General features: G+C 64.6%; 20 protein-coding genes. 12 read left to right on the plus strand and 8 right to left on the minus strand.

The features are described 5' to 3' along the window. The first annotated feature begins 95 nt into the window (after positions 1 to 95). Positions 96 to 935 carry a substrate-binding domain-containing protein gene (locus tag B2J89_RS00850; RefSeq protein ID WP_169167338.1) on the plus strand — a complete coding sequence of 280 codons (840 nt, stop codon included), beginning with the start codon at positions 96 to 98 and terminating at the stop codon, positions 933 to 935. Continuing rightward, positions 868 to 2,109, plus strand: coding sequence for a substrate-binding domain-containing protein (locus B2J89_RS00855; protein WP_240964670.1), 1,242 nt, complete (start codon positions 868 to 870; stop codon positions 2,107 to 2,109). Before B2J89_RS00850 ends, B2J89_RS00855 begins: the two co-directional genes overlap by 68 nt. A gap of 3 nt (positions 2,110 to 2,112) precedes the next feature. Here the strand turns inward: B2J89_RS00855 and mobA are convergent, their stop codons facing one another. The 5 genes from mobA to B2J89_RS00880 are packed head-to-tail and all read right to left on the minus strand — an operon-like array spanning position 2,113 to position 6,553. Beyond that, entirely contained in the window at positions 2,113 to 2,724 is a 612-nt protein-coding gene (gene mobA, locus B2J89_RS00860) for a molybdenum cofactor guanylyltransferase MobA (protein WP_169167339.1), read from the minus strand. An 11-nt stretch (positions 2,725 to 2,735) separates the two neighbouring features. Further along, a complete protein-coding gene (locus B2J89_RS00865; RefSeq protein WP_169167340.1) occupies positions 2,736 to 3,341 on the minus strand; it encodes a molecular chaperone TorD family protein in 606 nt (201 codons plus the stop codon). Then, on the minus strand, positions 3,338 to 5,509 hold the full coding sequence (locus B2J89_RS00870) for a 4Fe-4S binding protein (RefSeq protein WP_169167341.1): 2,172 nt from the start codon (positions 5,507 to 5,509) through the stop codon (positions 3,338 to 3,340). The genes B2J89_RS00865 and B2J89_RS00870 overlap by 4 nt, the downstream gene beginning before the upstream one ends. After that, a complete protein-coding gene (locus B2J89_RS00875; RefSeq protein ID WP_169167342.1) occupies positions 5,415 to 6,083 on the minus strand; it encodes a DUF3306 domain-containing protein in 669 nt (222 codons plus the stop codon). The genes B2J89_RS00870 and B2J89_RS00875 overlap by 95 nt, the downstream gene beginning before the upstream one ends. 5 nt (positions 6,084 to 6,088) lie before the next feature. Further along, the gene (locus B2J89_RS00880) at positions 6,089 to 6,553 is read right to left on the minus strand and encodes a DUF3305 domain-containing protein (protein WP_169167343.1); all 465 of its coding nucleotides are present in this window, start codon (positions 6,551 to 6,553) and stop codon (positions 6,089 to 6,091) included. A 436-nt stretch (positions 6,554 to 6,989) separates the two neighbouring features. Here B2J89_RS00880 and B2J89_RS00890 point away from each other — a divergent pair, with 436 nt between their 5' ends. The 7 genes from B2J89_RS00890 (at position 6,990) to B2J89_RS23150 (ending at position 14,865) form a co-directional block, all read left to right on the plus strand. Continuing rightward, positions 6,990 to 9,965: a formate dehydrogenase subunit alpha gene (locus B2J89_RS00890; protein ID WP_169167345.1), complete on the plus strand. Its 2,976-nt coding sequence runs from the start codon at positions 6,990 to 6,992 to the stop codon at positions 9,963 to 9,965. An 11-nt stretch (positions 9,966 to 9,976) separates the two neighbouring features. Then, positions 9,977 to 10,573: a formate dehydrogenase FDH3 subunit beta gene (gene fdh3B, locus B2J89_RS00895; protein ID WP_169167346.1), complete on the plus strand. Its 597-nt coding sequence runs from the start codon at positions 9,977 to 9,979 to the stop codon at positions 10,571 to 10,573. A gap of 23 nt (positions 10,574 to 10,596) precedes the next feature. Further along, the gene (locus B2J89_RS00900) at positions 10,597 to 10,815 is read left to right on the plus strand and encodes a hypothetical protein (RefSeq protein WP_169167347.1); all 219 of its coding nucleotides are present in this window, start codon (positions 10,597 to 10,599) and stop codon (positions 10,813 to 10,815) included. 28 nt (positions 10,816 to 10,843) lie between these two features. Further along, complete coding sequence (locus B2J89_RS00905) at positions 10,844 to 12,001, plus strand: formate dehydrogenase subunit gamma (RefSeq protein WP_240964671.1); 1,158 nt, start codon at positions 10,844 to 10,846, stop codon at positions 11,999 to 12,001. Positions 12,002 to 12,032: 31 nt separating this feature from the next. Then, a complete protein-coding gene (locus tag B2J89_RS00910; RefSeq protein WP_169167349.1) occupies positions 12,033 to 12,413 on the plus strand; it encodes a hypothetical protein in 381 nt (126 codons plus the stop codon). Between the two features lie 83 nt (positions 12,414 to 12,496). Further along, entirely contained in the window at positions 12,497 to 13,339 is an 843-nt protein-coding gene (locus tag B2J89_RS00915; RefSeq protein WP_169167350.1) for a formate dehydrogenase accessory sulfurtransferase FdhD, read from the plus strand. Between the two features lie 41 nt (positions 13,340 to 13,380). Continuing rightward, the gene (locus tag B2J89_RS23150; RefSeq protein ID WP_169167351.1) at positions 13,381 to 14,865 is read left to right on the plus strand and encodes an ABC transporter permease; all 1,485 of its coding nucleotides are present in this window, start codon (positions 13,381 to 13,383) and stop codon (positions 14,863 to 14,865) included. A gap of 180 nt (positions 14,866 to 15,045) precedes the next feature. On the opposite strand, the gene B2J89_RS00925 is transcribed toward B2J89_RS23150, so the two are convergent. The 3 genes from B2J89_RS00925 to B2J89_RS00935 all read right to left on the minus strand — a co-directional run bounded on the left by B2J89_RS00925 (position 15,046) and on the right by B2J89_RS00935 (position 18,789). Continuing rightward, the gene (locus B2J89_RS00925; protein WP_169167352.1) at positions 15,046 to 16,731 is read right to left on the minus strand and encodes a long-chain fatty acid--CoA ligase; all 1,686 of its coding nucleotides are present in this window, start codon (positions 16,729 to 16,731) and stop codon (positions 15,046 to 15,048) included. A 285-nt stretch (positions 16,732 to 17,016) separates the two neighbouring features. Continuing rightward, positions 17,017 to 17,604 (minus strand): 2'-5' RNA ligase family protein, encoded by a 588-nt coding sequence (locus B2J89_RS00930; protein ID WP_169167353.1) that lies wholly within the window; start codon positions 17,602 to 17,604, stop codon positions 17,017 to 17,019. 93 nt (positions 17,605 to 17,697) lie between these two features. Continuing rightward, the gene (locus B2J89_RS00935; RefSeq protein ID WP_371809014.1) at positions 17,698 to 18,789 is read right to left on the minus strand and encodes a LacI family DNA-binding transcriptional regulator; all 1,092 of its coding nucleotides are present in this window, start codon (positions 18,787 to 18,789) and stop codon (positions 17,698 to 17,700) included. Positions 18,790 to 18,890: 101 nt separating this feature from the next. On the opposite strand from B2J89_RS00935, the gene B2J89_RS00940 reads away from it, so the two are divergent. From B2J89_RS00940 to B2J89_RS00950, 3 genes are all read left to right on the plus strand, one after another. Then, a complete protein-coding gene (locus tag B2J89_RS00940) occupies positions 18,891 to 19,880 on the plus strand; it encodes a tripartite tricarboxylate transporter substrate binding protein (protein WP_169167355.1) in 990 nt (329 codons plus the stop codon). 503 nt (positions 19,881 to 20,383) lie between these two features. Then, positions 20,384 to 21,772, plus strand: a complete 1,389-nt coding sequence (locus B2J89_RS00945; protein WP_169167356.1) for an ATP-binding protein — start codon at positions 20,384 to 20,386, stop codon at positions 21,770 to 21,772. A gap of 1 nt (position 21,773) precedes the next feature. Next, complete coding sequence (locus B2J89_RS00950; protein WP_169167357.1) at positions 21,774 to 22,133, plus strand: response regulator; 360 nt, start codon at positions 21,774 to 21,776, stop codon at positions 22,131 to 22,133. The last annotated feature ends 70 nt before the right edge of the window (positions 22,134 to 22,203 follow it).

Raw genomic sequence — 22,203 nt, forward strand, 5'->3', positions numbered from 1 at the left:
TTGCGCGCTCCACCTATGCTCTGCTGCTCATATGGTGCATTGAAGAGCAATCTTCGAAAATCGGCCCATCCTTGTCGTCAGAGGTACCCACACCCATGGTCTCGCGCAAACGCCTCGTCCTCATCGCCCTCCCCGCCATTGTTACCACTGTGCTGCTCGCGCCCTTGGCTCAGGCCCAGAGCAAGTTCATCGTGATGGCCTCGACCACCTCCACCGAGCAGTCGGGCCTGTTCAAGCACCTTCTGCCACAGTTCACGCAGGCCTCCGGCATTGAGGTGCGGGTGGTGGCTGTGGGCACCGGCCAAGCGCTGGACATGGCCCGCCGTGGCGACGCCGATGTGCTGTTCGTGCACGACCAGCCCGCCGAGGAAAAGTTTGTTGCCGAGGGATTCGGACTGGAGCGTCGGCCGGTCATGTACAACGACTTCATCCTGGTGGGCCCGAAAGCCGACCCGGCCGGTGTTCGCGGCAACAACATCGCTAACGCGCTCAAACGGCTGCGCGACATGGGCATGGCCTTCGTCTCGCGTGGCGACAAAAGCGGAACACATTCCGCCGAATTGCGCCAGTGGAAGGTGGCCGGCGTGGACCTCGCCGCCGCCAAGCCAGCCGGCTACAAAGAGTGCGGCTGCGGCATGGGTCAGGCGCTCAACATCGCGGCCTCCACCAACAACGCCTACGTGCTCTCCGATCGCGGCACCTGGCTCAACTTCAAGAACCGTGGCGATTTGGCCATCGTCGTCGAAGGTGACAAGCAGTTGTTCAATCAATACGGCGTGATGGTTGTGAACCCGGCCAAGCATCCGCACACGAAGAAAGACCAGGCGCAGGTCTTCGCCGACTGGGTCGTTTCGCGCGCTGGGCAGGATGCCATCGCCTCGTACAAGATCGGCGGCGAACAACTCTTCTTCCCGAACGCCAACCCAGGCGTGTAAACGCTGTTGCACAGCTGCGGAACGCGAAACACTGCGGAGTATTCAGCTTTTGCCCATGCCCTCTTCACGCCGCGGCATCCATCTGCGCTATACCTTCGAGACCGCCAAAGCCACCAGTCAGCTGGGGGCCGAAATCGAAAACCCGCTTTTCGACCTGCTTTCGGCGCTTCAGGCCCACGGCTCCATCAGCGCGGCCGCGCGCGCTCAGAACGGCTCTTACCGGCATGCCTGGAGCTCGCTCAAGCATTGGGAAGATGTGTTGGGCGCGCCCCTGGTGCATTGGGGGCAAGGCAAGCGTGCACGGCTCACCCCGTTCGCCCAGCGCCTCATGTGGGCCGAGCGCCAGGCGCGCGTGCGCATGACGCCCCATGTGGAGGCACTGCGTGCCGAACTGGCACGCGTGTTCGCGCTGGCCGATGACGCCACGCTGCAGGTGCTGGAGATATTCGCCAGCCATGATCTGGGCCTGCCACGGCTGCAGGCCCTGGCCGAGGAATGTGACGGTTTGCACATAGGCCTGCGCTTCGCGGGTAGCCAGGAGGCACTGCGTGCACTCAAAGATGGCCGCTGTCGCGTGGCCGGCTTTCATGTGGCGCAGGATGCGGCACCCGACAGCGTGATGGCACGCGCTTTGCGACCGCTGCTTCAGCCTGGACAGCACAAGCTCATCGGCAGCCATTGGCGGCGTCAGGGCTGGATCTGGCGGCCGGGCGAGCCCCGGCCCGACAGCATCGCGGCGCTGCGCACCGGGCGCTGGCGTTTCGTGTCACGCCGACCCGCGTCGGGCACGCGGCTGCTCACGGATCACCTGCTCGAACAAAGCGGGCTGCAGCCAGAACAGGTGCCGGGCTACACCACGCGCATGGAGGACACGCATGTGGCCGTGGCGGCGGCCATCGCCTCAGGCGCGGCGGACGTGGGCATTGGCATCGAAGCCGCAGCCATTCAAGCGGGTCTCGTCTTCTCGCCCCTGGTGCACGAAAACTATTACCTGCTGTGCCTGAAGGAAGACCTGGAGACGCCGCCCCTGAGGGCTTTGCGCAAGCGACTGGCGTCACCGGCTTGGGCCGAGGCGCTGGAGAAACTGCCCGGTTACGGGGTGAATCGGCCGGGCGAGGTGCTTGCGCTCACGCAGGCGCCGGCGTGGTGGCGCTACACAAAGCCGAAGCAGTGATGCTCAACGCTGCAGTTGGTGCAACTCGTCCAGCGTATTGGCGTTGAAGAACGCGGCTGCGTCGTCGAACGGCACTTCCAGCGTGCGATGCTGCGCTGTCCACTTGTCGAACTTGCGTTCGCCCGCGTGCAGGAAGGCCACCAGGCTTTCAATCAGGTCGGTGCGCAACAGGCAGAAGACGGGCTGCGGGCGCAGCTGGCCGTCCTCGCGCGTCGCCACCATGGCGATGTCGGCACCCTGCTCGGCTGCAGCCGCGGCCAGACGTTCAACGAAGTCCTCGGGAAAACCAGGCGTGTCGCAAGGCACGGTGACCAGCCAGCCGGTCTCCGCATGCTCCAGTCCGGTGAGCAACCCCGCCAGCGGCCCGGCGTAGCCCTCGGTGGAATCGGGCCACACGGGCACGCCCATGGCCTCGTAGGCCGACAGGTTGCGGTTGGCGCTGATCATGCTCGCGCCCACGTGCGGCTGCAGGCGCAGCAGTGTGTGCAGCGCAAGCGGCATGCCGCGATGGTTCTGCAGCCCCTTGTCCACCCCGCCCATGCGGGTGCCCCGGCCGCCTGCAAGCACCAAGCCGGTGATGTCTTCGCGTGCAATCGTGCTTATCGTTGTGTTCATGGTGCTCTTGCTCATGCTTCCAGCAGGTCGAAGGCCTGCGTCTCGATCTGCACGAAGGCCCGCGTCATCGCCGCGACGTCGCGCCACAAGCTGGCGCTCGGCTGCTCGTCCACGGCCCGGCACAACGGCTCGATCCATGATTGCACATGGACGCGGAAGAAGCGACGTTGCTGCTCCAGGTTGCTCACACCAGCGTCATCGCCCGCGATCAGATAGCGCATCACCTCGAAGACGTAAGCGATGTGGTCCTCGGTCTCGAACTGCGCCGTGTCGCGCGTCAGGCCCAGCGCTGCCAGATCGGTGCGCAACTGCGCCAGCGGCTTCTCATTGACGAATCCGGCCAGAAAGAAGGACGCATAGGGAAAGACCTCGGGCTTCCCCACGCCCTGGAACAGCGCCGCGAATTCGGCCGCGGCCGATTCCACGCTGGCTTCGCGCATGCGCGCGACCAGCGCCTGCCATGGGGCCTCCAGATAGCCACCGGCCTCGGGGGCTTCGGTCACGGCGACGCGGAATTGGTCCAGCAGCGCCGCATCGGGCGGTGCCAGCCACAGACGCGCCAGCAGGCCATAGAGTTCGGCGCGGGCAATCTCTTCGCTGAAAGGTTCGGTTTTCACAGATCGGTGATGCGTTGTTCGTTGGGATTGGAATACATGTCGACGACGCGGCAGTCCGAGCACATTTTCAGGCGCTCGGCAGCCGCGCCCTGGAAGGCTGCGTGGCCCGCAAGCTTGGTGATCATGTTCTCGATAGCGCGCAACGTCCCGAAAGGTTTGGCACAACGAACGCAATGGAACGGCGGTGCTTCGTGTAGCACCCGCGAGCGGGTGCGCGCGCGGCCGCCATCGGCCAGCAGCAGACGCGGCTCGAGCCGAATCGCATCTTCTGGGCAGGTGGTCTGGCACAGGCCGCACTGCACGCAGTTTTTTTCGATGAACTTGAGCTGCGGCTGATCGGCGTTATCGGCCAGAGCGCTGGACGGGCAAGCGCCCACACAGGAAAGGCACAAGGTGCACTTGCTGCCATCCACGCGCACGCCTCCATACAGCGCACCGGGCGCGGGCAGCGCGATCGCATCGGGAGCAATGAAAGTCTGGGGCAGCTGATCCAGCAGATGCGCAAGCGCAAGTTCGAGAGTCCCGCGCTTGTCAGACTGAACGGCGAAAGTAGCGGGTTTGGCCACGCCCTGAGCGGCAGGCGCGCGCAGCGCGTCGTCCAGAGCGCTCACGCTGGAGGCGGTGATCAGCCGGAAATGCTCCCCTGCGTAACCCAAACCATGCAAGATCGCCTGCGCTTGCGCCATCTGCTCGGACAGCGCCTGCAGGTACTGAGGCGCCTCCGAATCACCGACCAGCACCCAAACCTGGTTTGCGCCCTGAGCGAAGGCAGCGAGCCAGACGTCCAGACCGACGCTGGCGCTATGCCACAAGGACAGCGGCAGCACACGCGACGGCACGCCATGCGCCCGGCCCGCACTCGCGGCGCGGCCTAGGGCATTGATGCTGGCCGCTCCCTCCTCCTGGCTGTGCAACAGCAGCGCGGCATCGCGACCACCAGCCGCGGCATACGTGCCCAGCAACGTGCGCACGCGCTTGCCCAGGTCGGCAGGCCTGGGATATCCATAGCTCAGCGCCCCGCTCGGGCACACCGTGCCGCAGGCACCGCAGCCCATGCACAGATGGGGCTCAACAACAATGCCAGCTTTGGGATGGGCGACAGCACCGCGCCCACGGCCCGCCGTTTTTCCCTTGAGAGACGCGTCAGAGCGGATGGCCTGGGTGGAGCAGACATCGATACACGCCGAGCAGCCAATTTGCTGGTTGCGGCTGTGTGCGCAAAGTCGCTGTTCATAATGAAAAAACTTGGGCTTCTCAAACTCACCCACCATCTCGCGCAATTCGAGGACAGCTTGCGCAAGCTCGGCTTCGCCAGACACGTGGAAATACCCTTGCGGCGGTTCGTAGATGGCGCACGCAGGTGTGCTGCCAAGATCCAGCACCAGGTCGAATTGCCCCTCGTCGATGCGAGCACTGCGATTGAAATCGATCGCGCCTGCCGCTTCGCAGGCAGCCACACAGTCGCGGTGCGCTTTGCATCGTCCAAGATCAACCTGGTAACCGAAGTCGATTGCGCCCTCCGGACAGGCGGCAATGCAGGCATTGCAACGCGTACACAGATCCAGATCAATGGGGTTGGTGCTTTCCCAACCCGCTTCGAACGCACCAAGCCAACCTGTCAGGTACGTGAGGCGGCCACGCATGACGACACGCTCATGGGCCTGCGGCAACTCGCCACCATCGATCAGCAGTGTCAAATTTAGCTTGTCGCCCAGCATGGCCGCAGCACCCTCGGCCCGGGCGCCCGGACCAATGATCAGGCACCGACCAGCCGAACGGTAACTCACCGTGGCCACAGGCTCGGGCGGCGGCAACTGGGCGGCAGCGATCAGTGCCGCCAGCTTGGCGGTGGATGCCGCGCCGTCGCGCGACCAACCGCCGGTTTCGCGGATGTTGACGAAGCGAATCGGCCGCTCGTTCGTTGACGGCGCACCTTCGGTCTGTTCGGACAGTTCCAGGAACAGGCGGCTTTCCTGCGTGCAGGCGACCAGCAGGTCCTCACCCGACTTCGCGGCACGCTGAAAGGCAGGCGCCTCGCGCCGGCAGAGAACGGAATGGACGTCGCCGACGCCGTCAGCACTGGCCCCTGGGGTCTTCGCCAGAACCCGGATCAGGGCCGGGCGATCCAGGGGCATGGTGCGATTGCAATCGCAGATCAGGGTCTTCATCGTGGACTTTCATCGCGGCCGCATCAGATCTTTCGGCGGAAGAAATGGCAGCCGACACATTGTCGGCTGCGCATTCATGGGGGGACTGTTGCGCCAGTTCCAGCGCAGACTCAGGGGCGGGCGGCAAAGCGGATCTTTCCGCGTGAGCCTTTCCAGGCTCCGGCTCGACCAGGCCCAGGTAGGCCGCCTGCGCCATTTTCCGCAGCATCGACGCAGGAAGCGGATCGGGTTTGCTGTAGTCGTCGATGTAGGTATCGAGCCCGTCCATCACATTGAAGTGAGGGTCGCTGAACAGTTTCTTGAGCGCGGCATTGCGCACTTCGCCACTCACTTCAGGCTTCACGAAACGCGTAAAATCAGACTCGCGGGTGAGCGCAGCCACATCGTCCAACGTGGGCGGCGGCGGTGCGGGCTTAGGCGCGGAAGGCTGAACGACCGGAGCCTGCACGTCCGCCGTCTCTGCCTCCGCTGGATGGGCTTGCGCCGCGGCCGCAGTGAGCGCGGGTGCCTCCCCCACTCGCGCCTGCACTTTGCGCTGAGACCAGCGCGACAGGAAGCCGTCGTCTTTTGCCATTGCGTTCAGCGCCGCTCTTCGGGCGCTATAAAAGAGGCTGGGCGTTTGCGCTTCTTGGGCTCGGGACGGTAGTTGGCATCGACGTAGCCTTGCAAGGCCTCCCTCACACCTATATCCAGCGGACAGTTGTCAACCCGCTCCTGGGCATCGAGCCAGCGTCCCGCTTCGTTGTATGACAGGGTCACAATCTCGGGCCAAGCCAGCGACGGGTCCGCATGATCGGTGCGCCACATCACGAACCACACGGGGGATCCAGACGTGAGGTTGAGGTAATAGCCCTCCGCTTCATCCCGATGGAGAGTCACGGGCAGATGGGGGAAAAGCCATTGTGCGCACTGACCATCGTCGCGCAGCACCCGGCGCTCATCACCGAATCCACCATCGTCAATAACCACTTCTGCAATATTGAAGCGCCAATCTTCCCAGCGGGTTGGTTGCCGCAAACGGTCAATACGTACAGCGACGCGCATAGAAGGGGGAATGTCGTTCGAGAACACTGTAGGAATATGCACCTTGGCAGAGCACAGGGTCAATGTTGAACAGCGAGTTTAGCCAGCGCACAGCTGGCCGGAAGATGGGTACTAACCCTTAGCATGGTTTTAGGTACACGGCATATGCTCAAGTCAGTAGTAATACGTTGCTATGCGAAAGAGGTTAGCCCGATGTCCCTGCCAAACCCCCCGCGTGATTTGCACCAGCCCGCTCTTTCACGCCGCACTGTCTTCGCCGGAGCGGGAGCCGCGGGCGCAACCGTTGCTGTAGCCGCAGTACTTCCTGGAATGCTGCAAAAACCTATTTCCTCCGTTGCCACAGCCTCTTTCAGCGCCAGCTCGGGAGGCTACCAGCTGACCGAACACGTCCAGCGCTATTACGAGACCGCCAAGGTCTGAGCGCAAGGAGTCCGCCATGCTGCTTAGCCGCAAAAAAACATCTTCCGTCGCTACGCCCGTGTACTCGGGCCTGGTCTCCCATCTCGCGCGCGGGCTGGCACATGCGGTGCCGACCATTGATCGCCGGGCCTTCTTGCGTCGCTCGGGCCTAGGGGTCGGCGCGGGAATCGCTGCCTCGCAGCTTTCGCTCGTCAAGAAGGCCGAGGCCGCCGATCCCGCCCCACAGACCGGCACTGGCAAGGTCGAGGTCAAGCGCACCGTATGCGGTCACTGCTCGGTAGGCTGCGCTGTGGATGCAGTGGTCGAAAACGGTGTGTGGGTGCGCCAGGAACCAGTCTTCGACTCGCCCATCAACTTGGGTGCGCACTGCGCTAAAGGTGCTGCACTGCGCGAGCACGGCCATGGCGAGTTCCGTTTGAAATACCCGATGAAGCTCGTCAATGGCAAATACGAACGTATCAGCTGGGACCAGGCCCTTACAGAAGTCAGCGCCAAACTACTTGAACTGAAGAAGGCCAGCGGCCCCGACTCAGTCTTCGTGGTGGGTTCATCCAAGCACAACAACGAACAGGCTTATCTACTGCGCAAGTGGATGTCCTTCTGGGGCAGCAACAACACGGATCACCAAGCCAGAATCTGTCACAGCACCACCGTCGCCGGCGTCGCGAACACGTGGGGTTATGGGGCGATGACCAACTCTTACAACGACATGCAGAACTCCAAGGCGGCGCTCTACATCGGCTCCAACGCCGCTGAGGCGCACCCGGTGTCGATGTTGCACATGTTGCATGCCAAGGAGACGGGCTGCAAGATGATAGTGGTCGACCCTCGCTTCACGCGCACGGCAGCGAAGGCCGACGAGTACGTGCGCATCCGCTCGGGCTCCGACATTGCCTTCCTCTTTGGCGTGCTCTACCAGGTGTTCAAGAACGGCTGGGAAGACAAGCAGTACATCGAGGACCGCGTCTATGGCATGGACAAGGTGCGCGAGGAAGTGCTGGCCAAGTGGACGCCCGACAAGGTCCAGGAGGTCTGCGGTGTCGATGAAGCTACTACCTTCAAGGTCGCCAAGATCATGGCGGAGAACCGCCCCAGCACACTGGTGTGGTGCATGGGCCAGACCCAGCACTCCATCGGCAACGCAATGGTGCGCGCCTCATGCATCCTACAGCTGGCGCTGGGCAACGTTGGCGTGTCGGGCGGCGGCGCCAATATCTTCCGAGGCCACGATAACGTGCAAGGTGCGACCGACGTGGGCCCCAACCCCGATTCGCTGCCCGGCTACTACGGTCTGAGCGAAGGCTCCTTCAAGCACTTCGCGGCCACCTGGGGCGTAGACTCCGAATGGATCAAGCAGCAATACGCCCCGGGCATGATGACCAAGCCAGGCATCACAGTGTCGCGCTGGATCGATGGCGTGCTCGAGAAGAACGAGCTGATCGATCAGGACAGCAACTTGCGCGGCCTGTTCTTCTGGGGCCATGCGCCCAACTCGCAAACGCGCGGCCTGGAGATGAAGACCGCGCTCGACAAGTTGGACCTGCTGGTCGTGATCGACCCCTTCCCCAGCGCCACCGCAGCCATGGCCGCCATGCCCGGCAAGGCTGGTGACCTCAACCCGAATCGCGCGGTCTACCTGCTGCCGGCCAGCACGCAGTTCGAAACCAGCGGCTCGGTAACGGCCTCCAACCGCTCGCTGCAGTGGCGCGAGAAGGTGATCGATCCGCTATGGGAAAGCCGCAGCGACCACATGATCATGTACCAACTGGCCGAGAAGCTGGGCTTCGGCAAGGAACTTGTCAAGAACTACAAGATGCAGAAAGTGAAGGGCCTGGATGAACCCATGCCCGAGGACATCCTGCGCGAGATGAACAGGTGCGTCTGGACCATTGGCTACACCGGCCAGAGCCCCGAGCGGCTCAAGGCGCACATGCGCAACATGAACGTCTTCGACGTCAAAACGCTGCGCGCCAAGGGCGGCATCGACAAGGCAACAGGCTACTCACTGGACGGCGACTACTTCGGCCTGCCCTGGCCCTGCTGGGGCACGCCCGAGATGAAGCACCCAGGCACGGCCAACCTGTACGACACCAGCCTGCACGTAATGGACGGCGGTGGCAACTTCCGCGCCAACTTCGGCGTGGAGCGCGAGGGGGTCTCGCTACTGGCTGCCGACGGATCGCACAGCGAGGGTGCCGATCTCACCACCGGCTACCCAGAGTTTGACCACCTGCTGCTCAAGAAGCTGGGGTGGTGGACTGAGCTCAGCGAAGCTGAGCAAAAAGCCGCCGAAGGCAAGAATTGGAAAACCGACCCCACGGGGGCGATTATCCGCGTGGTCATGAAAAACCATGGCTGCCATCCGTTCGGCAACGCCAAGGCGCGCGCGGTGGTCTGGAACTTTCCCGACCCGATCCCGCAGCACCGCGAGCCCATCTATAGCACGCGCGCTGATCTCATCGAAAAGTACCCCACGCATGAGGACAAGAAGGCCTTTTGGCGCCTGCCGACCCTCTACAAGTCACTTCAGGACAAGAACAAGGACATCGGCAAGACCTTCCCGTTGATCATGACATCCGGCCGCTTGGTCGAGTACGAAGGCGGGGGCGAGGAAACGCGTTCCAACGCTTGGCTTGCCGAGCTTCAGCAGGAGATGTTCGTCGAAATCAACCCCAGGGCAGCCAACGACCGGGGCATTCGCAACGGTGAGTTCGTTTGGGTGAAGACCCCCCCCATGGCGGCCGTGCCCGATTTCAAGGGCCTGAAAGTGCGCGCTCTTGTGACCGAGCGCGTCGACGCGGGCACCGTGTTCTTGCCTTTCCACTTCTCTGGGCGTTGGGGCGGCATTGACCTTGCGCAGTACTACCCCGAGGGCGCCAAGCCAATCGTACGGGGTGAGGCAGTGAACACCGCCACCACCTACGGCTACGACAGCGTCACGATGATGCAGGAAACCAAGACCACCGTGTGCCAGATCGAGAAGGCTGAATAAGGAGACTGACCATGGCGCGAATGAAATTCATCTGCGACGCCGAGCGTTGCATTGAGTGCAACGGCTGCGTGACCGCGTGCAAGGCCGAGAACGATGTTCCCTGGGGGGTGAACCGGCGCCGTGTGGTCACGCTGGGAGACGGCGAGCCGGGCGAAAAGAGCATCTCGGTGGCTTGCATGCACTGCAGCGATGCGCCCTGCATGGCCGTGTGCCCGGTGGATTGCTTCTACCGCACGGACGAGGGCGTGGTGCTGCATGACAAGGACGTATGCATCGGCTGCGGCTACTGCAGTTATGCCTGCCCCTTCGGCGCGCCGCAGTTTCCGAGCAACGGCACCTTTGGCCTGCGCGGCAAGATGGACAAGTGCACTTTCTGCAACGGCGGCCCCGAGGCCAATGGCAGCGCCGCCGAGAACGAGAAGTACGGTCGCAACCGTCTGGCTGAAGGCAAGCTGCCCGCCTGCGCTGAGATGTGCTCAACCAAGGCCTTGCTCGGCGGCGACGGGGACGTCGTGGCCGACATCTTCCGCACCCGCGTGCTGCACCGTGGCAAGGGCAGCGAAGTCTGGGGTTGGGGTACGGCCTACGGAAAGCCGAGCAAGTCATGAGAGACTTCAAACTGACTCCCCGAATGACCTTGGTCGCCGCGGCACTGACCGTGTTGCTTAGCGCGTGCGGGGAAAAGCCGCAGACCGCTGGAACGCGCTCCGCCGACATCCAAGCCTGGAACGGTGGTGCCCACACGACCTTCAATGTCCCCGGCTGGGCGCCAGGCGACAAGGTCAGCTGGGAAGAGCAGATCAAGCAGCGCAATCGTAGCCAGAACGAGTACGTGCGCATGGCGCCTTGAGATTGATGCGGAGGCCCTGAAGATGAAAATGGCATTCTCTCGCTGGTTGGCTGCGGGTCTGCTGACCATCGCCAGTGCCTGGGTGCAGGCGCAATCACCCACGTCTTTACCTGCAGCGCCTCCCGTCTCCGCAGCAGACAAGGCCAGTGGCCCACCCGCAGACTTTGTGGCGCCCGCCGATCCAAAACCGGATGAAAACAATGCTGCCCGAGCGAAATCGCAACCGGGCAACAATGCGCCCTTCTGGCGCAGTGTTCGTCAATCCGGTGAAGTCGAGGGTGTGACCAACCTCCCCGGCGTCGAAAAAGGCGTGCTGATTCAGCGTTTCGTGACTTACCCCGCCTCTGACCACACCAACGCTGGCGAAGCGTGGCGCCAGGTACGCAATCGCGTGATCATTCCCTACGGGGGCTCGCTCATGCTGATCGTGCTGGTGGCCATCGCCCTTTTTTACTTCAGGCGTGGCGCTGTAGGCCATGAACACCCTGAAAGCAGAGGAAGGATCGAGCGCTTCACGCCCTTTGAACGTGCTGCACACTGGCTCAACGCGATTGCCTTCGTGCTTCTCGGCATCTCCGGTGTGGTCATGGCCTTCGGCAAGATTCTGCTGTTGCCATGGATGGGCCATGACATCTTTGGAGCGCTCACGTATGGACTGAAGACGCTGCACAATTTCGTCGGTCCGCTGTTTGCAGTGTCGCTGCTTGTCATCATTCTCACGTTCCTTCAGGACAACATTCCTCGCGCCTGGGATTGGCTGTGGATCAAAAAAGGCGGAGGCCTGTTCACGGGCGAGGAAGTTCCGTCGCACCGATTTAACGCAGGCGAGAAAGGTGTATTCTGGATCGGTGCCTTCGTGCTGGGCCTCACCGTCGTGGCCTCGGGTTTGGTGCTGAACCACCTGATTCCGAACATGCTTTACACACGGGGACAGATGCAAGCCGCTCACATGTTTCATGCCGTTGCTGCCGTTCTGATGCTGTGCATCATTTTTGGACATATCTACCTGGGCACACTCGGCATGCGCGGCGCCTACCGCGCCATGCGCACCGGCTATGTCAGCGAAGGCTGGGCCAGGGAGCACCACGAACTGTGGTACGAGGACATCCAGGCAGGAAAGATTCCAGCTCAACGCTCGAGCGCATCGCCTTCCCCAGAGCCACGAACGCAGCCGCGCAAGGCATAAGGCGCCGCGCCATTGCACACGGAGACGCCACATGAGATTCCAGATCACCCTGCTGGCTATTGCCCTGTCGGCACTGAGCGCAAGCACCGCCAATGCCAAGCTGCCTCCAGTGTCCGACGAGACAAAGGCGAAGGCGGATGAGGCTGCTGCGAAAACCGCATGGAGTGACAAGGTCGCCAACTACAAGCTTTGTCAATCCATGGATCGCGTGGCCGCTACCTACCTGGATCGTGCCAGGGCCGCCGGCCACTCGGTTCAGCCGGTGGCCACCCCCCCCTGCACCGACCCAGGCCCTTTCAGCTACACACCGGCTGAGCCAAAGCCGATCGAAGCATCCGGTGCGCATTCACCACCGCAAACCGCTTCCACGCCGCCCAGCACCACACAACCTGCAGCAGGAACGAAGCCCTGATTCCACAGCTTTCCGGACCTGCAAGCGCGCTCGGCTTTGAAGCCGACCTTCGCGCCTACCCGCCCCTGCCCCACGCGCCGCGCATGACCCATGCCAGCGCAGCTCTGCTGCGCGACATCGAGATCCTGGATCACCACGGCGTGCGGCGGAGCATTCAGATACCCGTTGAACGTCCGCTCACGGTCTTCGTCGACAAGCGCGAACTCGTTACGCTGATGACGTTGGGTGCGCGTCCCGAATTGCTGGTGCTGGGCTACCTGCTCAACCAGCGCTTGATAGACCGGTTAGAGGATGTCATTGCTGTCAGCGTGGACTGGGAAGTCGATGCCGCAGCCATCACCACCCGTGGGGGCATCACCGATCTGCAGGGTCGCACCGCGCACCGCATCGTCACGACCGGCTGCGGCCAGGGCACCGTGTTTGGCGAGGCCATGGACGCGCTCGGCCATATCCGTCTGCCCGACGCACGCGCCGCCCGCATCACGCAGGGCCAACTCTACAAGCTGCTTGACAGCCTGCGACAGCGTGACACCGTGCACCGTCGCGCGGGATCAGTCCATGGCTGCGCACTCTTCGAAGGCTCACGGATGCTGGTCTTCGTTGAAGACGTCGGGCGACACAACGCCGTCGACACCATTGCCGGATGGATGCTCATGCACGGCGTGAGCGGCACCGACAAGGTCTTTTTCACCACCGGACGGCTCACGAGCGAGATGGTCATCAAGGCGGCTCAGATGGGTGTGCCCATTGTCGTCTCTCGGAACGGCGTCTCCGCCATGGGCCATGACCTCGCAACCCGTCTGGGCATGACCCTCTTTGGGCGCGCAGCGAATCGACACTTTTTCTGCTACACGGGCTTCGAGCGCTTTGATGCGGAACCGGAGCCTTCACCTGAAGCGAATTCGGATCACGCCATCTCGAGCTGAATTGGACGACCGCCAACGGTCTTGATGAAAATCAGCTCCCCATGAACACCATGTCTGAAAGTTGGGTGTTGGCCTGGCAGCTCATTGCCCATGCCGAACCCGAACTGGTGCACATCGCATCGCTCTCGCTGCAGGTCAGCGCTACGGCGTGCGTTGTAGGCGCCTCGATCGGCCTGTTGCTAGGTGCTTGGCTTGCGGCGGCACGTTTTCCCGGCCATGCCCTGATCGTATGGCTCGTCAACACCCTGCTGGCCTTGCCAGCCGTGGTGGTAGGCCTGTTTGTGTACCTGCTGCTCTCGCGCTCCGGGCCGTTGGGAGAGTTGGGCATTTTGTTCACTCCGTCCGCCATGGTGGTCGCACAGAGCGTACTTGTTACCCCCTTGATTGCAGCCCTGTCGCGCCGACTCGTGCTCGCAGCCCTGAACGATGGAGGGAGCCAGTTGCAGTCGCTGGGCGCCCGCCCACTCACCGCCGCCTTGTTGATGCTGGTGCATGACCGCATGGGCGTGGCCACGGTGCTGCTCACGGCCTTCGCCCGAGCCATCGCCGAAGTGGGCGCCGTGATGATCGTGGGTGGAAATATCGCTGGCGTGACACGCGTGATGACCACCACCATCGCGCTTGAGACCAGCAAAGGGGACCTTGCATTGGCGCTCGCACTGGGCTTCGTGCTGCTGGCCGTGGTGGCCGCAGTCAACGGCGCAATTGGGCTGCTGCACTGGTTGGCCTCCCGCCCGCGGGTGGGCAATCCGCTGACCAACACCCCCTTGGCGCCTGCTCAACCGGCCAGCGCGCCTCCATCTGCGGCGGAGGCGACACCCCTGGTGGTGATCGAGTGTGCCACCGTGCGCTTCGGCAATGTGGTCGCACTGCACGAGGTCTCACTGACGCTCACACGAGGTGAGCGCCTGATCCTGGTGGGAGCCAATGGCTCGGGCAAAACCACGCTGCTGCGACTTCTGCACGGCTTGCTGCCTTGCGAGGGCCGCTATGAGCGCCTGCCGCTGCGCCCCGAAGGCCATGTCTCGCGCGCCTCCATGTTGTTTCAACGGCCCTTTCTGCTGAGCCTCTCGGTCTGGCGCAATGTTTGGGTCGGCCTGTGGCTGGCGGGGGTGCCCGCAGCTGAACGCCGTGAGCGATGCCACCGGGCGCTGGCGCGTGTGGGCTTATTGGAGCACGCTGCTCGGCATGCACGCACACTCTCGGGGGGCCAGCAGCAGCGCCTGGGACTTGCGCGCGCCTGGGCGCTGTCACCGGACATCTTGTTTCTGGACGAACCTACCGCCAGCCTGGACCCGAGCGCAAAAAGCGAAATCGAACTGTTGATCGAAGAAGTGGCCGCCAGCGGCGTCACGATTGTGATGAGCACGCACAACCTGGGCCAGGCCAAACGCTTGGCAACGCGCGTGGCTTACCTTCAGGGAGGGCGGCTTATTGTGCAGCGCCCGGTGGCGGCATTCTTCCATGGCGAGGACCTGCCTCCTGAGGCCGCCCAGTTTCTTCAAGGCGAACTCGGCTGGCGGTGATGGTGAAGTGCGCCGTTGCATGCCGTGCAGGCTCGAAGCCCAGGGCGTGAGCCCATTGGCAGGCGCGCATTCGGACCATTTTGGTGTTGACGTGCCATCCCATGGTGCATCGACATTTTCATGCCCGCGTCAAACAATCGGCCAGTTGCTGTCCCGCAGATGGCATCGAATCCGTGGTGTTTATGGATTTTCAGATTCCTGCAGCGCGCGCCACATCACCTTGCCGCTGCCACTCTTTGGCAGCGCCGTGACGAACTGCACGCTGCGCGGCACCTTGTAGACCGCCATGTGTTCGCGGCACCAGTCGATGATCTGCTGCTCGCTGGTGTCGGCGTGGCTGGTGCGCAGTACCACCACGGCCTTCACGCTTTCGCCGCGGTAGCTGTCGCGCGTGCCGATGACGCAGGCTTCCTGGATGGCCGGGTGGCGGAACATCAGGGCCTCGACCTCCGCCGGCCAGACCTTGAAACCCGAGGCGTTGATCATGCGCTTGAGCCGGTCGGTGAGGAAGAAGTAGCCCTCTGCGTCCATATGCCCGAGGTCGCCGGTGCGAAAGAAGCGCTGTCCCTCAAGCTCCATGAACGCCGCCGCCGTGGCCTGGGGCTGCTTCCAGTAGCCCTCGAACACTTCCGGCCCGCGCACGACGATTTCGCCCTGCTCGCCCACGGGCAGCTCCTGCAGCGTCTCGGTGTCGACCACGCGCGCGTCCGTGCCCATGAAGGGAATGCCCAGGCACTGCTGTTTGGGGCGGTCGGGCGGGTTCGAATGCGAGGGAGCGGCGGTTTCCGTCAGGCCATAGCCCTCGGCGTACTGCAACCCGTACTGCTCCAACAAGCGCTGCGCGACCGCCTGGGGCATGGCCGCACCGCCGCCGCCGATGTAGACCAGGCTGGAGAGGTCGTATCGGGCGAAGTTCGGACTGCCCAGCAGGTCGATCACCATGGTGGGGATGTTGGTCCAGCTGGTCACGCGCCAGCGCGAAATGAGGCGCCCCGCCAGTTCGCGGTCCCAGCGCGGCATGACCACCAGCGTGGCGCCCAGATAGATGGCGGTGTGCATCACGCTCACCATGCCCGTGATGTGGAACATCGGCACCACGGCCAGCGCCACGGTTTCGGGCGAGCCGGTGCCCCACAGGCTGCCGGCCACGGCGTTGTGCATGATGCTGCGGTGCGGATGCATGCAGCCCTTGGGCAGGCCGGTGGTGCCGCTGGTATAGGGCAGCAGCGCCAGGTCTTCGGGCCCCACTTCCAGGGGCGGTGGCGCTTGGCCGCATGCGAGCGCATCGGCCCAGCGGTGCACCTGTCCGCCGTCGAGCGCAGGCAGCGCGTGCACCGTGCACAGCCACTCGTGCCAGGCCGGGGGCGGTGCATCGCCGCCCGCAGCGGCGGCATCGAAGGCGTCGGTGAACTGTGTGACCACCAGGTGCGCCAGGCGCTGCCCCGGCGCCAGCGCATTGCTGGCGCGCGCGAGTTCCGGCGCCAGGTCGGCGGTGGTGATGGCGACCCTGGCATCGGGGTCGGTGATGTAGTGCTTGAGCTCTTCAGCCCGGTTCATGGGGTTGACCGGCACCACCACGGCATTGGCGCGCAGGATGGCGAAATGCGCCAGCACCAGCTGCGGACAGTTCTGCATGCACAGCAGCACGCGGTCGCCGCGCCGCACGCCCAGGGAATGCAGACAGGCCGCCATGCGCTGTGCGCCGTCGGCGAGCACCCGGTAACCCAGGGTCTCGCCGAAGAACGCCAACGCCGGCTTGTCCGGATAGCGCAGCGCGCTGACCGCCAGGTTGTCCCACAGCGAGGTGGCGGGCGGCGTGATGGCCTGGGGCAGGCGGCGGGGCCAGAACTGGTAATGCGGGCGCATGGACGACTCCTTTGCGCCAAAGTCTAGCCCTGCCCTCCCGCGCTGCGGCGCGGGTTTCTCCCATTCCGCTGTCGCGTGAAGCTCAGCGGCGCGGCACGCTTTTCACCCGGGCTGTGCGTGCAGTCTGCCCCCGGTGCGACAGCCGGGCAGCCGCTGCCGCGCGCGGTGCCCTACCCTTCGGCGCATGCGCCCGCCACGCAGCAGAATTAACAGTCAAAACGGCCTCTAGCCCTTATCCATAAAGCGCTATCAGCTATCTTTTTCACGCCTGCTGCCGCAAGCGCATCACCTCTGCAAGGTCCAGCGCCCCAGCACGGTATAGGGCCCGCGCGAGCCGACGAAGTTGTAGAGCAGGACAAACTCGCGCACGGTCCACGCCAGCGGGGCGATGGCCTGCTCGGCCAGCGCCTGCGGCGCGCGCAGCACGGTCATGTGCGGGGTGAACGCCGGTTCCGGCCCCTCGGAGAGATCGTCGTGCAAGGCCGCGAGCAGCGCCTGGTGCAAGGCCACCACGCCGGCAACGCTCGCGTCGCTTCCGAGCAACACCCAAGGCTGCGCCTTGCGCCCGGAAAAACTTTGCGCCCGGTCCAGGCAGACGCGAAAGGCCGGCAGGTGCACACGCTCTGCCACCTCCACGGCACGGTCCGCCGTGCGCGCCGGAAACGCGGCATGGGCGCCCAGCCAGAGCAATGTCAGATGCAGGCGCTCGGCACGCGCCCGCCAGGGGACCTTCAGGCCATGGCTGCGGCACAGCTGCTCGGCCAACTGCGCGGCCTGCGCTGCGGCCCGGGCATCGGGCAATAGCGCAAAAAAGACCCTGTGGCTGCGCAGTGCGTCCGGGGCACTGCCCGGCGGAGAGGGTTCAAAGGGCATGGATCGGCCTCCGGGGCTTGCGGCCTGCCGACTCTACTGCGACCACCACCTTGCGCGCCCGCGGAACGACCGCACCCGAGGCATGCGCGCAAATCAGGCCGAATCGCGCAGGACCAGCTGGAACGGCAATTCAAAGCTGCGGCCCGGCTGGTCTGCGTCGGGGCCGTCCAGCCGCGCGATCAGCAACCCGGCGGCAAAGCGGCCGATCGCCTGTTCGGAACGGCCCACCGTGGTCAACGCAGGGTGCATCACTTGCGCGGCGGGAATGTCGTCGAAGCCGGCCACCGCGACGTCGTCGGGAACGCGCCGCCCCGCCGCGCGCAGCGCTGCGATGGCGCCGATGGCCAAGAGGTCATTGGCCGCGAACACGGCGCTGACATCGAAGCGGCCCGCCAGTTCGGCTGCGAGGGCGCGTTCGCCCGCCGCTTGGGTGAAGTCCTCGGCGGCAACGATGCAGGTCGGCAGCCCCGCCCGCTGCATCGCTGCATGAAAGCCGCGTTGGCGCTCCGCGCCCGGGCCCATCGGGCAGGACAGCATGGCGATGCGCTCGTGCCCTTTGCCGATCAGGGCCTGCGCCATGGCCTGCGCCGCCGCCGCGTTGTCGATGTAGATCTTGTCGATGTCGCGGGACGGCCGGTGCGCCTGGCTTTCCAGCTGAACCACGGCAATGCGTCCGCGCACGGCCTTGAGCAGTTCGGCTTCGCCGATGTGAAAGAACACCGCCATCACGCCGTCCACATGCCCTTGCGACAGCCATTGCAACGCCCGGTGCTCGCGCTCGGGCGCGCCGTCGGTGTCGAAGATCATGGTGTCGTACCCGGCCGCATCGGCGGCGGACTGGAACCCCCGCACCAGCGCCGGATAGGTCGGGTTCGTGATGTCCGGGACGATGCAGGCCAGCGTGCGCGTGCGCGCAGACTGAAGACTCCGGGCCATGCGGTTGGGCACATAACCGAGCCGTTGGGCGGTCTGCAGTATGCGTTCGCGCGCCTCCGCCGCCACCGTCGATGGCTCGACCCGGTTGAGCACCAGGGACACGGCGGTTTGCGACAGGCCCGTGGCAACGGCGATGTCGCGCTGTGTAGGCCGCCGCAAGGCCATCACAGGAGCCTTGGCTTGGCTGGCGAATGCCGCAGAGGGGCGGGTGCCAGCGGGCGCAGGTTCGCGGGGCGTCGCTTTCTTCATGGTGTCCTGATATCCATAATACGCATTATTATTGCGCGCTCCCTGGCTTGGCTCCGGGAGACGTACCGGTCTGGACGATGCCCCGAGCAGAGGATTCCGCCATGAACATCTCGCGCCGCGCACTCTCCCTGTCGGGCCTGGGCGCAGCAGCCCTCGCGGCGGCCCCCGGCCTTCTCGCCCAGACCCGCGCCCGCCAGCTCACCCTTCTTGTGGCGCAACCCGCTGGCGGCGTGACCGATGCATTCGCGCGCGCCGTTGCTCCAGCACTGGGCCGGGGGCTCGGGCGCACCGTGGTGCTGGAGAACGTCACCGGCGCGAGCGGCTCCATCGCCGCCAGCCGCTTGCTGGCAGCCGTGCCCGACGGCTCCACGCTCCTGGTCGGATCTCCCTCCGAGACCGTGCTCGCGCCGCTCACCTTGCGCGCTGTCCGCTACCGGTCCACGGACTTCCAGCTCTTGAGCTTGGTCAACGATTCCCCGCTGGCGCTGTATGCGCGCAGCGACTTGCCCGCGAACAACCTCGACGAACTCGTGGAACTGGCGCGCCAACGTGGCGGCAAGCCCCTGAGCTACGGCAGCACCGGGCAAGGCTCGTTGTTCCACCTCGTGACGGAAACGTTGCTGTCCGCCACCGGCATCCAGGCCACGCACGTCCCCTACCGCGGCGGCGTGCCCCTGTTGACCCACCTTCAGGGCGGCACCATCGACTTCACGATGCTACCCGTGGACGCCTTGCTCGGAAGCATGGTCGCCGGCGGCAGGATGAAGGTGCTCGGTGTCTCGTCCGCACAGCGGCTCGCGCGCTTCCCCGCTGCCGCGACCTTCGACGAAAGCAGATCGGCGCCCGCCGTCGGTCGCCCGAGCATCTGGGTCGGTCTGCTGGCCTCCGCCGCGATGGGCGAAAGCGCCAGTGTGCGGTTGCACCAGGTCGTCACCGAAGCGCTCAGCGATGCGGACGTGCGCAAGGCCATCGATGCCGCCGGGGGTGCCGTTCCGTCTCCGATGTCCCTGGCCGACGCCGCGCGCTTCTATGCCGCTGACGCCGTGAAGCTGCAGGCACTCGCAAAAGCCGCGCGCATCGAGCCCACCTAGTCGGCGAGCCGGCTTCGGCCGGCAGCGCTGCACGTTTTGAAAGAAAAATGCCTGAAACGCTTAAGGGTCAAGCGCATTCAGCTATTGAAAAAGTAGCATGCAATGTCGCCCTGGGGCACGCATGCAGTGGCCGAGCCCTATGCAGCGGCAAGCCAATCCAACGCCCACGGCAGACGGATCCGCGCTGCGCCCTGGACACAACAAACAGAACCACCTGAAGTAATACGTATTACAATGATTTCAACCCTGTCCTGGAATTGCTCTCGCAGGGGAAAGTCCTGCTCGCGTCCCTCCCGAGGAATTTGCGCCATGAACATCCGCCAGCACCGTCTCTGGAGCCCGCCACCGGGGCCTGGGTGGCCAGGGCGGAGACCGTGCGCGGGCGCGGCAAGCGCGGACCGAGTGACCGCAGCGGCCGCGCCCACATCGTCAGAAGACAGGTCCCGGGCGGCAACCTCGGGGTGTGACGTGCGCCACCCCACGGATCTGCACACAGCCCTGCCATGAATACCGCCGTGCAAAGCCTTCCATCCCCCGAGTCGCCGCGCCGTGTCCACCCGACCGTGCGCCTGGACTACGGTCTGCGCGTGTTGGGGCAAGGGTTCTTTGGCGCAGTGGCACTCTCGGTGCTGCAGTTGCGGGCCCTGCACGTGGGCACCGTGGTGCTGATCTGCGGCATTGCCTTGCTGTGGCCGCATCTGGCGTATCTGGTGGCGAACCGTGCACGCGACAGCAAAGCCGCCGAGCAGCGGAACTTGCTGATCGACTCCTTCCTGCTGGGCGCGTTCACGCTGCTGACCGGCCTCGATCTGTGGATCGGCGTGGTGTCCTTCACCGCCATCAACGCCGCCAACCTGAGCATCGGCGGGCGGCGCCAGGGCTGGATCGGCGTCGCGTGCTTCCTGCTCGGGATCCTGGTCACGGGACTCCATGCCGGGTTCGACGTGTTGCCGGTCCCACCGCTGGCACACGCCATGACGGCGCTCGCTGTCATTGCCTACACGACCGGGTTCGGCCTGGCGTCTCACTTCCAGACGCGCCAAGCCATTGGCGCCAAGCGCGAAGTCCACGCGCGCAACCAGGTCATCGAGCAACAGAAGGCGGATCTCGAACAGGCCCGTGTGCTTGCCGAGCGGGCCCGTGAGCTGGCAGAGGCCGCCAACCTCACCAAGAGCGCCTTCCTGGCCAACATGAGCCATGAACTGCGCACGCCGCTCAATGCCGTCATCGGCTATACCGAGATGCTGGAGGAAGACTTCGCGGAGCGCGGCGAACCGGGCACCGCACTCGCCGACCTGGGCCGCATCAAGGGGGCGGCGCGGCATCTGCTGCAAATGATCAACGATGTGCTCGACCTCTCGAAAATTGAAGCGGGCAAGATCGAATTGCATGTCGAGTCTTTTCAACTGGCCGAACTGCTGGACCAGGTGGTCTCGACCACCCAGCCCCTTCTTGCCGTCAACCGCAACCGCCTGCAGGTGCATTGCGCGCAGGGCCTGGACCCGGTGCAGTCCGACTTGACGAAGCTGCGCCAGGTGCTGATCAACCTGGTATCGAACGCGTCGAAGTTCACCAGCGATGGCAGCATTTCGATCGAAACCACTGCCGGAATCGACGCGGGCGGTCGCCCCATGGTGGTGTTCGAGGTCACGGACACCGGTATCGGCATGACCCCCTCCCAGCTGGGCCGGCTTTTCCAACCCTTCGTGCAGGCTGACGCCGAGACCACGCGAAAGTATGGCGGTACGGGCCTGGGATTGGCCATTAGCCGCCGTCTGTGTCGCCTGCTGGGCGGCGACGTGACTGCCATCAGCACGTGGGGCAAGGGCAGCCAGTTTCGCGCGGCGGTGCTCGCGCAGTTGCCCCTCGCCGAACACGCAGCCGTGGACTGACATGCCCAAGATCCTGCTGGTCGAAGACAACGATCTCAACCGGGACATGCTGTCGCGGCGGCTGCGGCGGCGCGGCTACGAGGTGGTGATGGCCTTCGACGGCCCCCAGGCGCTGAGCGCTGCGGCGAGCGCCATCCCCGCGCTGATCCTGATGGACATGAGCCTGCCGTTCATGGACGGCTGGGAGGCCACGCGCCGCCTGAAGGCGAACCCGGACTTGTGCGAAATCCCGGTGATCGCTCTCACCGCGCATGCCATGGAAGGGGACCGCCAGCGCGCCCTGGACGCAGGCTGCGACGACTTCGACACCAAGCCGATCGAATTCGAGCGCTTGCTGGCGAAGATCGAGAGCCTGCTATGACAGCGCTGCCCCGCATGCGTGCGGCGACGGGCGTCGACCCTGTGCCCGGTGCACCGCACACGGCCAACGG

It is taken from the genome of Acidovorax sp. SRB_24 (genome assembly GCF_012931925.1).

Coding starts and splice junctions, on each gene's coding strand:
- B2J89_RS00850 (WP_169167338.1), top strand. CDS start 96: ATGGTCTCGCGCAAACGCCTCGTCCTCATCGCCCTCCCCGCCATTGTT.
- B2J89_RS00855 (WP_240964670.1), top strand. CDS start 868: ATGCCATCGCCTCGTACAAGATCGGCGGCGAACAACTCTTCTTCCCGA.
- mobA (WP_169167339.1), bottom strand. CDS start 2,724: ATGAACACAACGATAAGCACGATTGCACGCGAAGACATCACCGGCTTG.
- B2J89_RS00870 (WP_169167341.1), bottom strand. CDS start 5,509: ATGAAGACCCTGATCTGCGATTGCAATCGCACCATGCCCCTGGATCGC.
- B2J89_RS00875 (WP_169167342.1), bottom strand. CDS start 6,083: ATGGCAAAAGACGACGGCTTCCTGTCGCGCTGGTCTCAGCGCAAAGTG.
- B2J89_RS00880 (WP_169167343.1), bottom strand. CDS start 6,553: ATGCGCGTCGCTGTACGTATTGACCGTTTGCGGCAACCAACCCGCTGG.
- B2J89_RS00890 (WP_169167345.1), top strand. CDS start 6,990: ATGCTGCTTAGCCGCAAAAAAACATCTTCCGTCGCTACGCCCGTGTAC.
- fdh3B (WP_169167346.1), top strand. CDS start 9,977: ATGGCGCGAATGAAATTCATCTGCGACGCCGAGCGTTGCATTGAGTGC.
- B2J89_RS00900 (WP_169167347.1), top strand. CDS start 10,597: ATGACCTTGGTCGCCGCGGCACTGACCGTGTTGCTTAGCGCGTGCGGG.
- B2J89_RS00905 (WP_240964671.1), top strand. CDS start 10,844: ATGGCATTCTCTCGCTGGTTGGCTGCGGGTCTGCTGACCATCGCCAGT.
- B2J89_RS00910 (WP_169167349.1), top strand. CDS start 12,033: ATGAGATTCCAGATCACCCTGCTGGCTATTGCCCTGTCGGCACTGAGC.
- B2J89_RS00915 (WP_169167350.1), top strand. CDS start 12,497: ATGACCCATGCCAGCGCAGCTCTGCTGCGCGACATCGAGATCCTGGAT.
- B2J89_RS23150 (WP_169167351.1), top strand. CDS start 13,381: ATGAACACCATGTCTGAAAGTTGGGTGTTGGCCTGGCAGCTCATTGCC.
- B2J89_RS00925 (WP_169167352.1), bottom strand. CDS start 16,731: ATGCGCCCGCATTACCAGTTCTGGCCCCGCCGCCTGCCCCAGGCCATC.
- B2J89_RS00930 (WP_169167353.1), bottom strand. CDS start 17,604: ATGCCCTTTGAACCCTCTCCGCCGGGCAGTGCCCCGGACGCACTGCGC.
- B2J89_RS00935 (WP_371809014.1), bottom strand. CDS start 18,789: ATGAAGAAAGCGACGCCCCGCGAACCTGCGCCCGCTGGCACCCGCCCC.
- B2J89_RS00940 (WP_169167355.1), top strand. CDS start 18,891: ATGAACATCTCGCGCCGCGCACTCTCCCTGTCGGGCCTGGGCGCAGCA.
- B2J89_RS00945 (WP_169167356.1), top strand. CDS start 20,384: ATGAATACCGCCGTGCAAAGCCTTCCATCCCCCGAGTCGCCGCGCCGT.
- B2J89_RS00950 (WP_169167357.1), top strand. CDS start 21,774: ATGCCCAAGATCCTGCTGGTCGAAGACAACGATCTCAACCGGGACATG.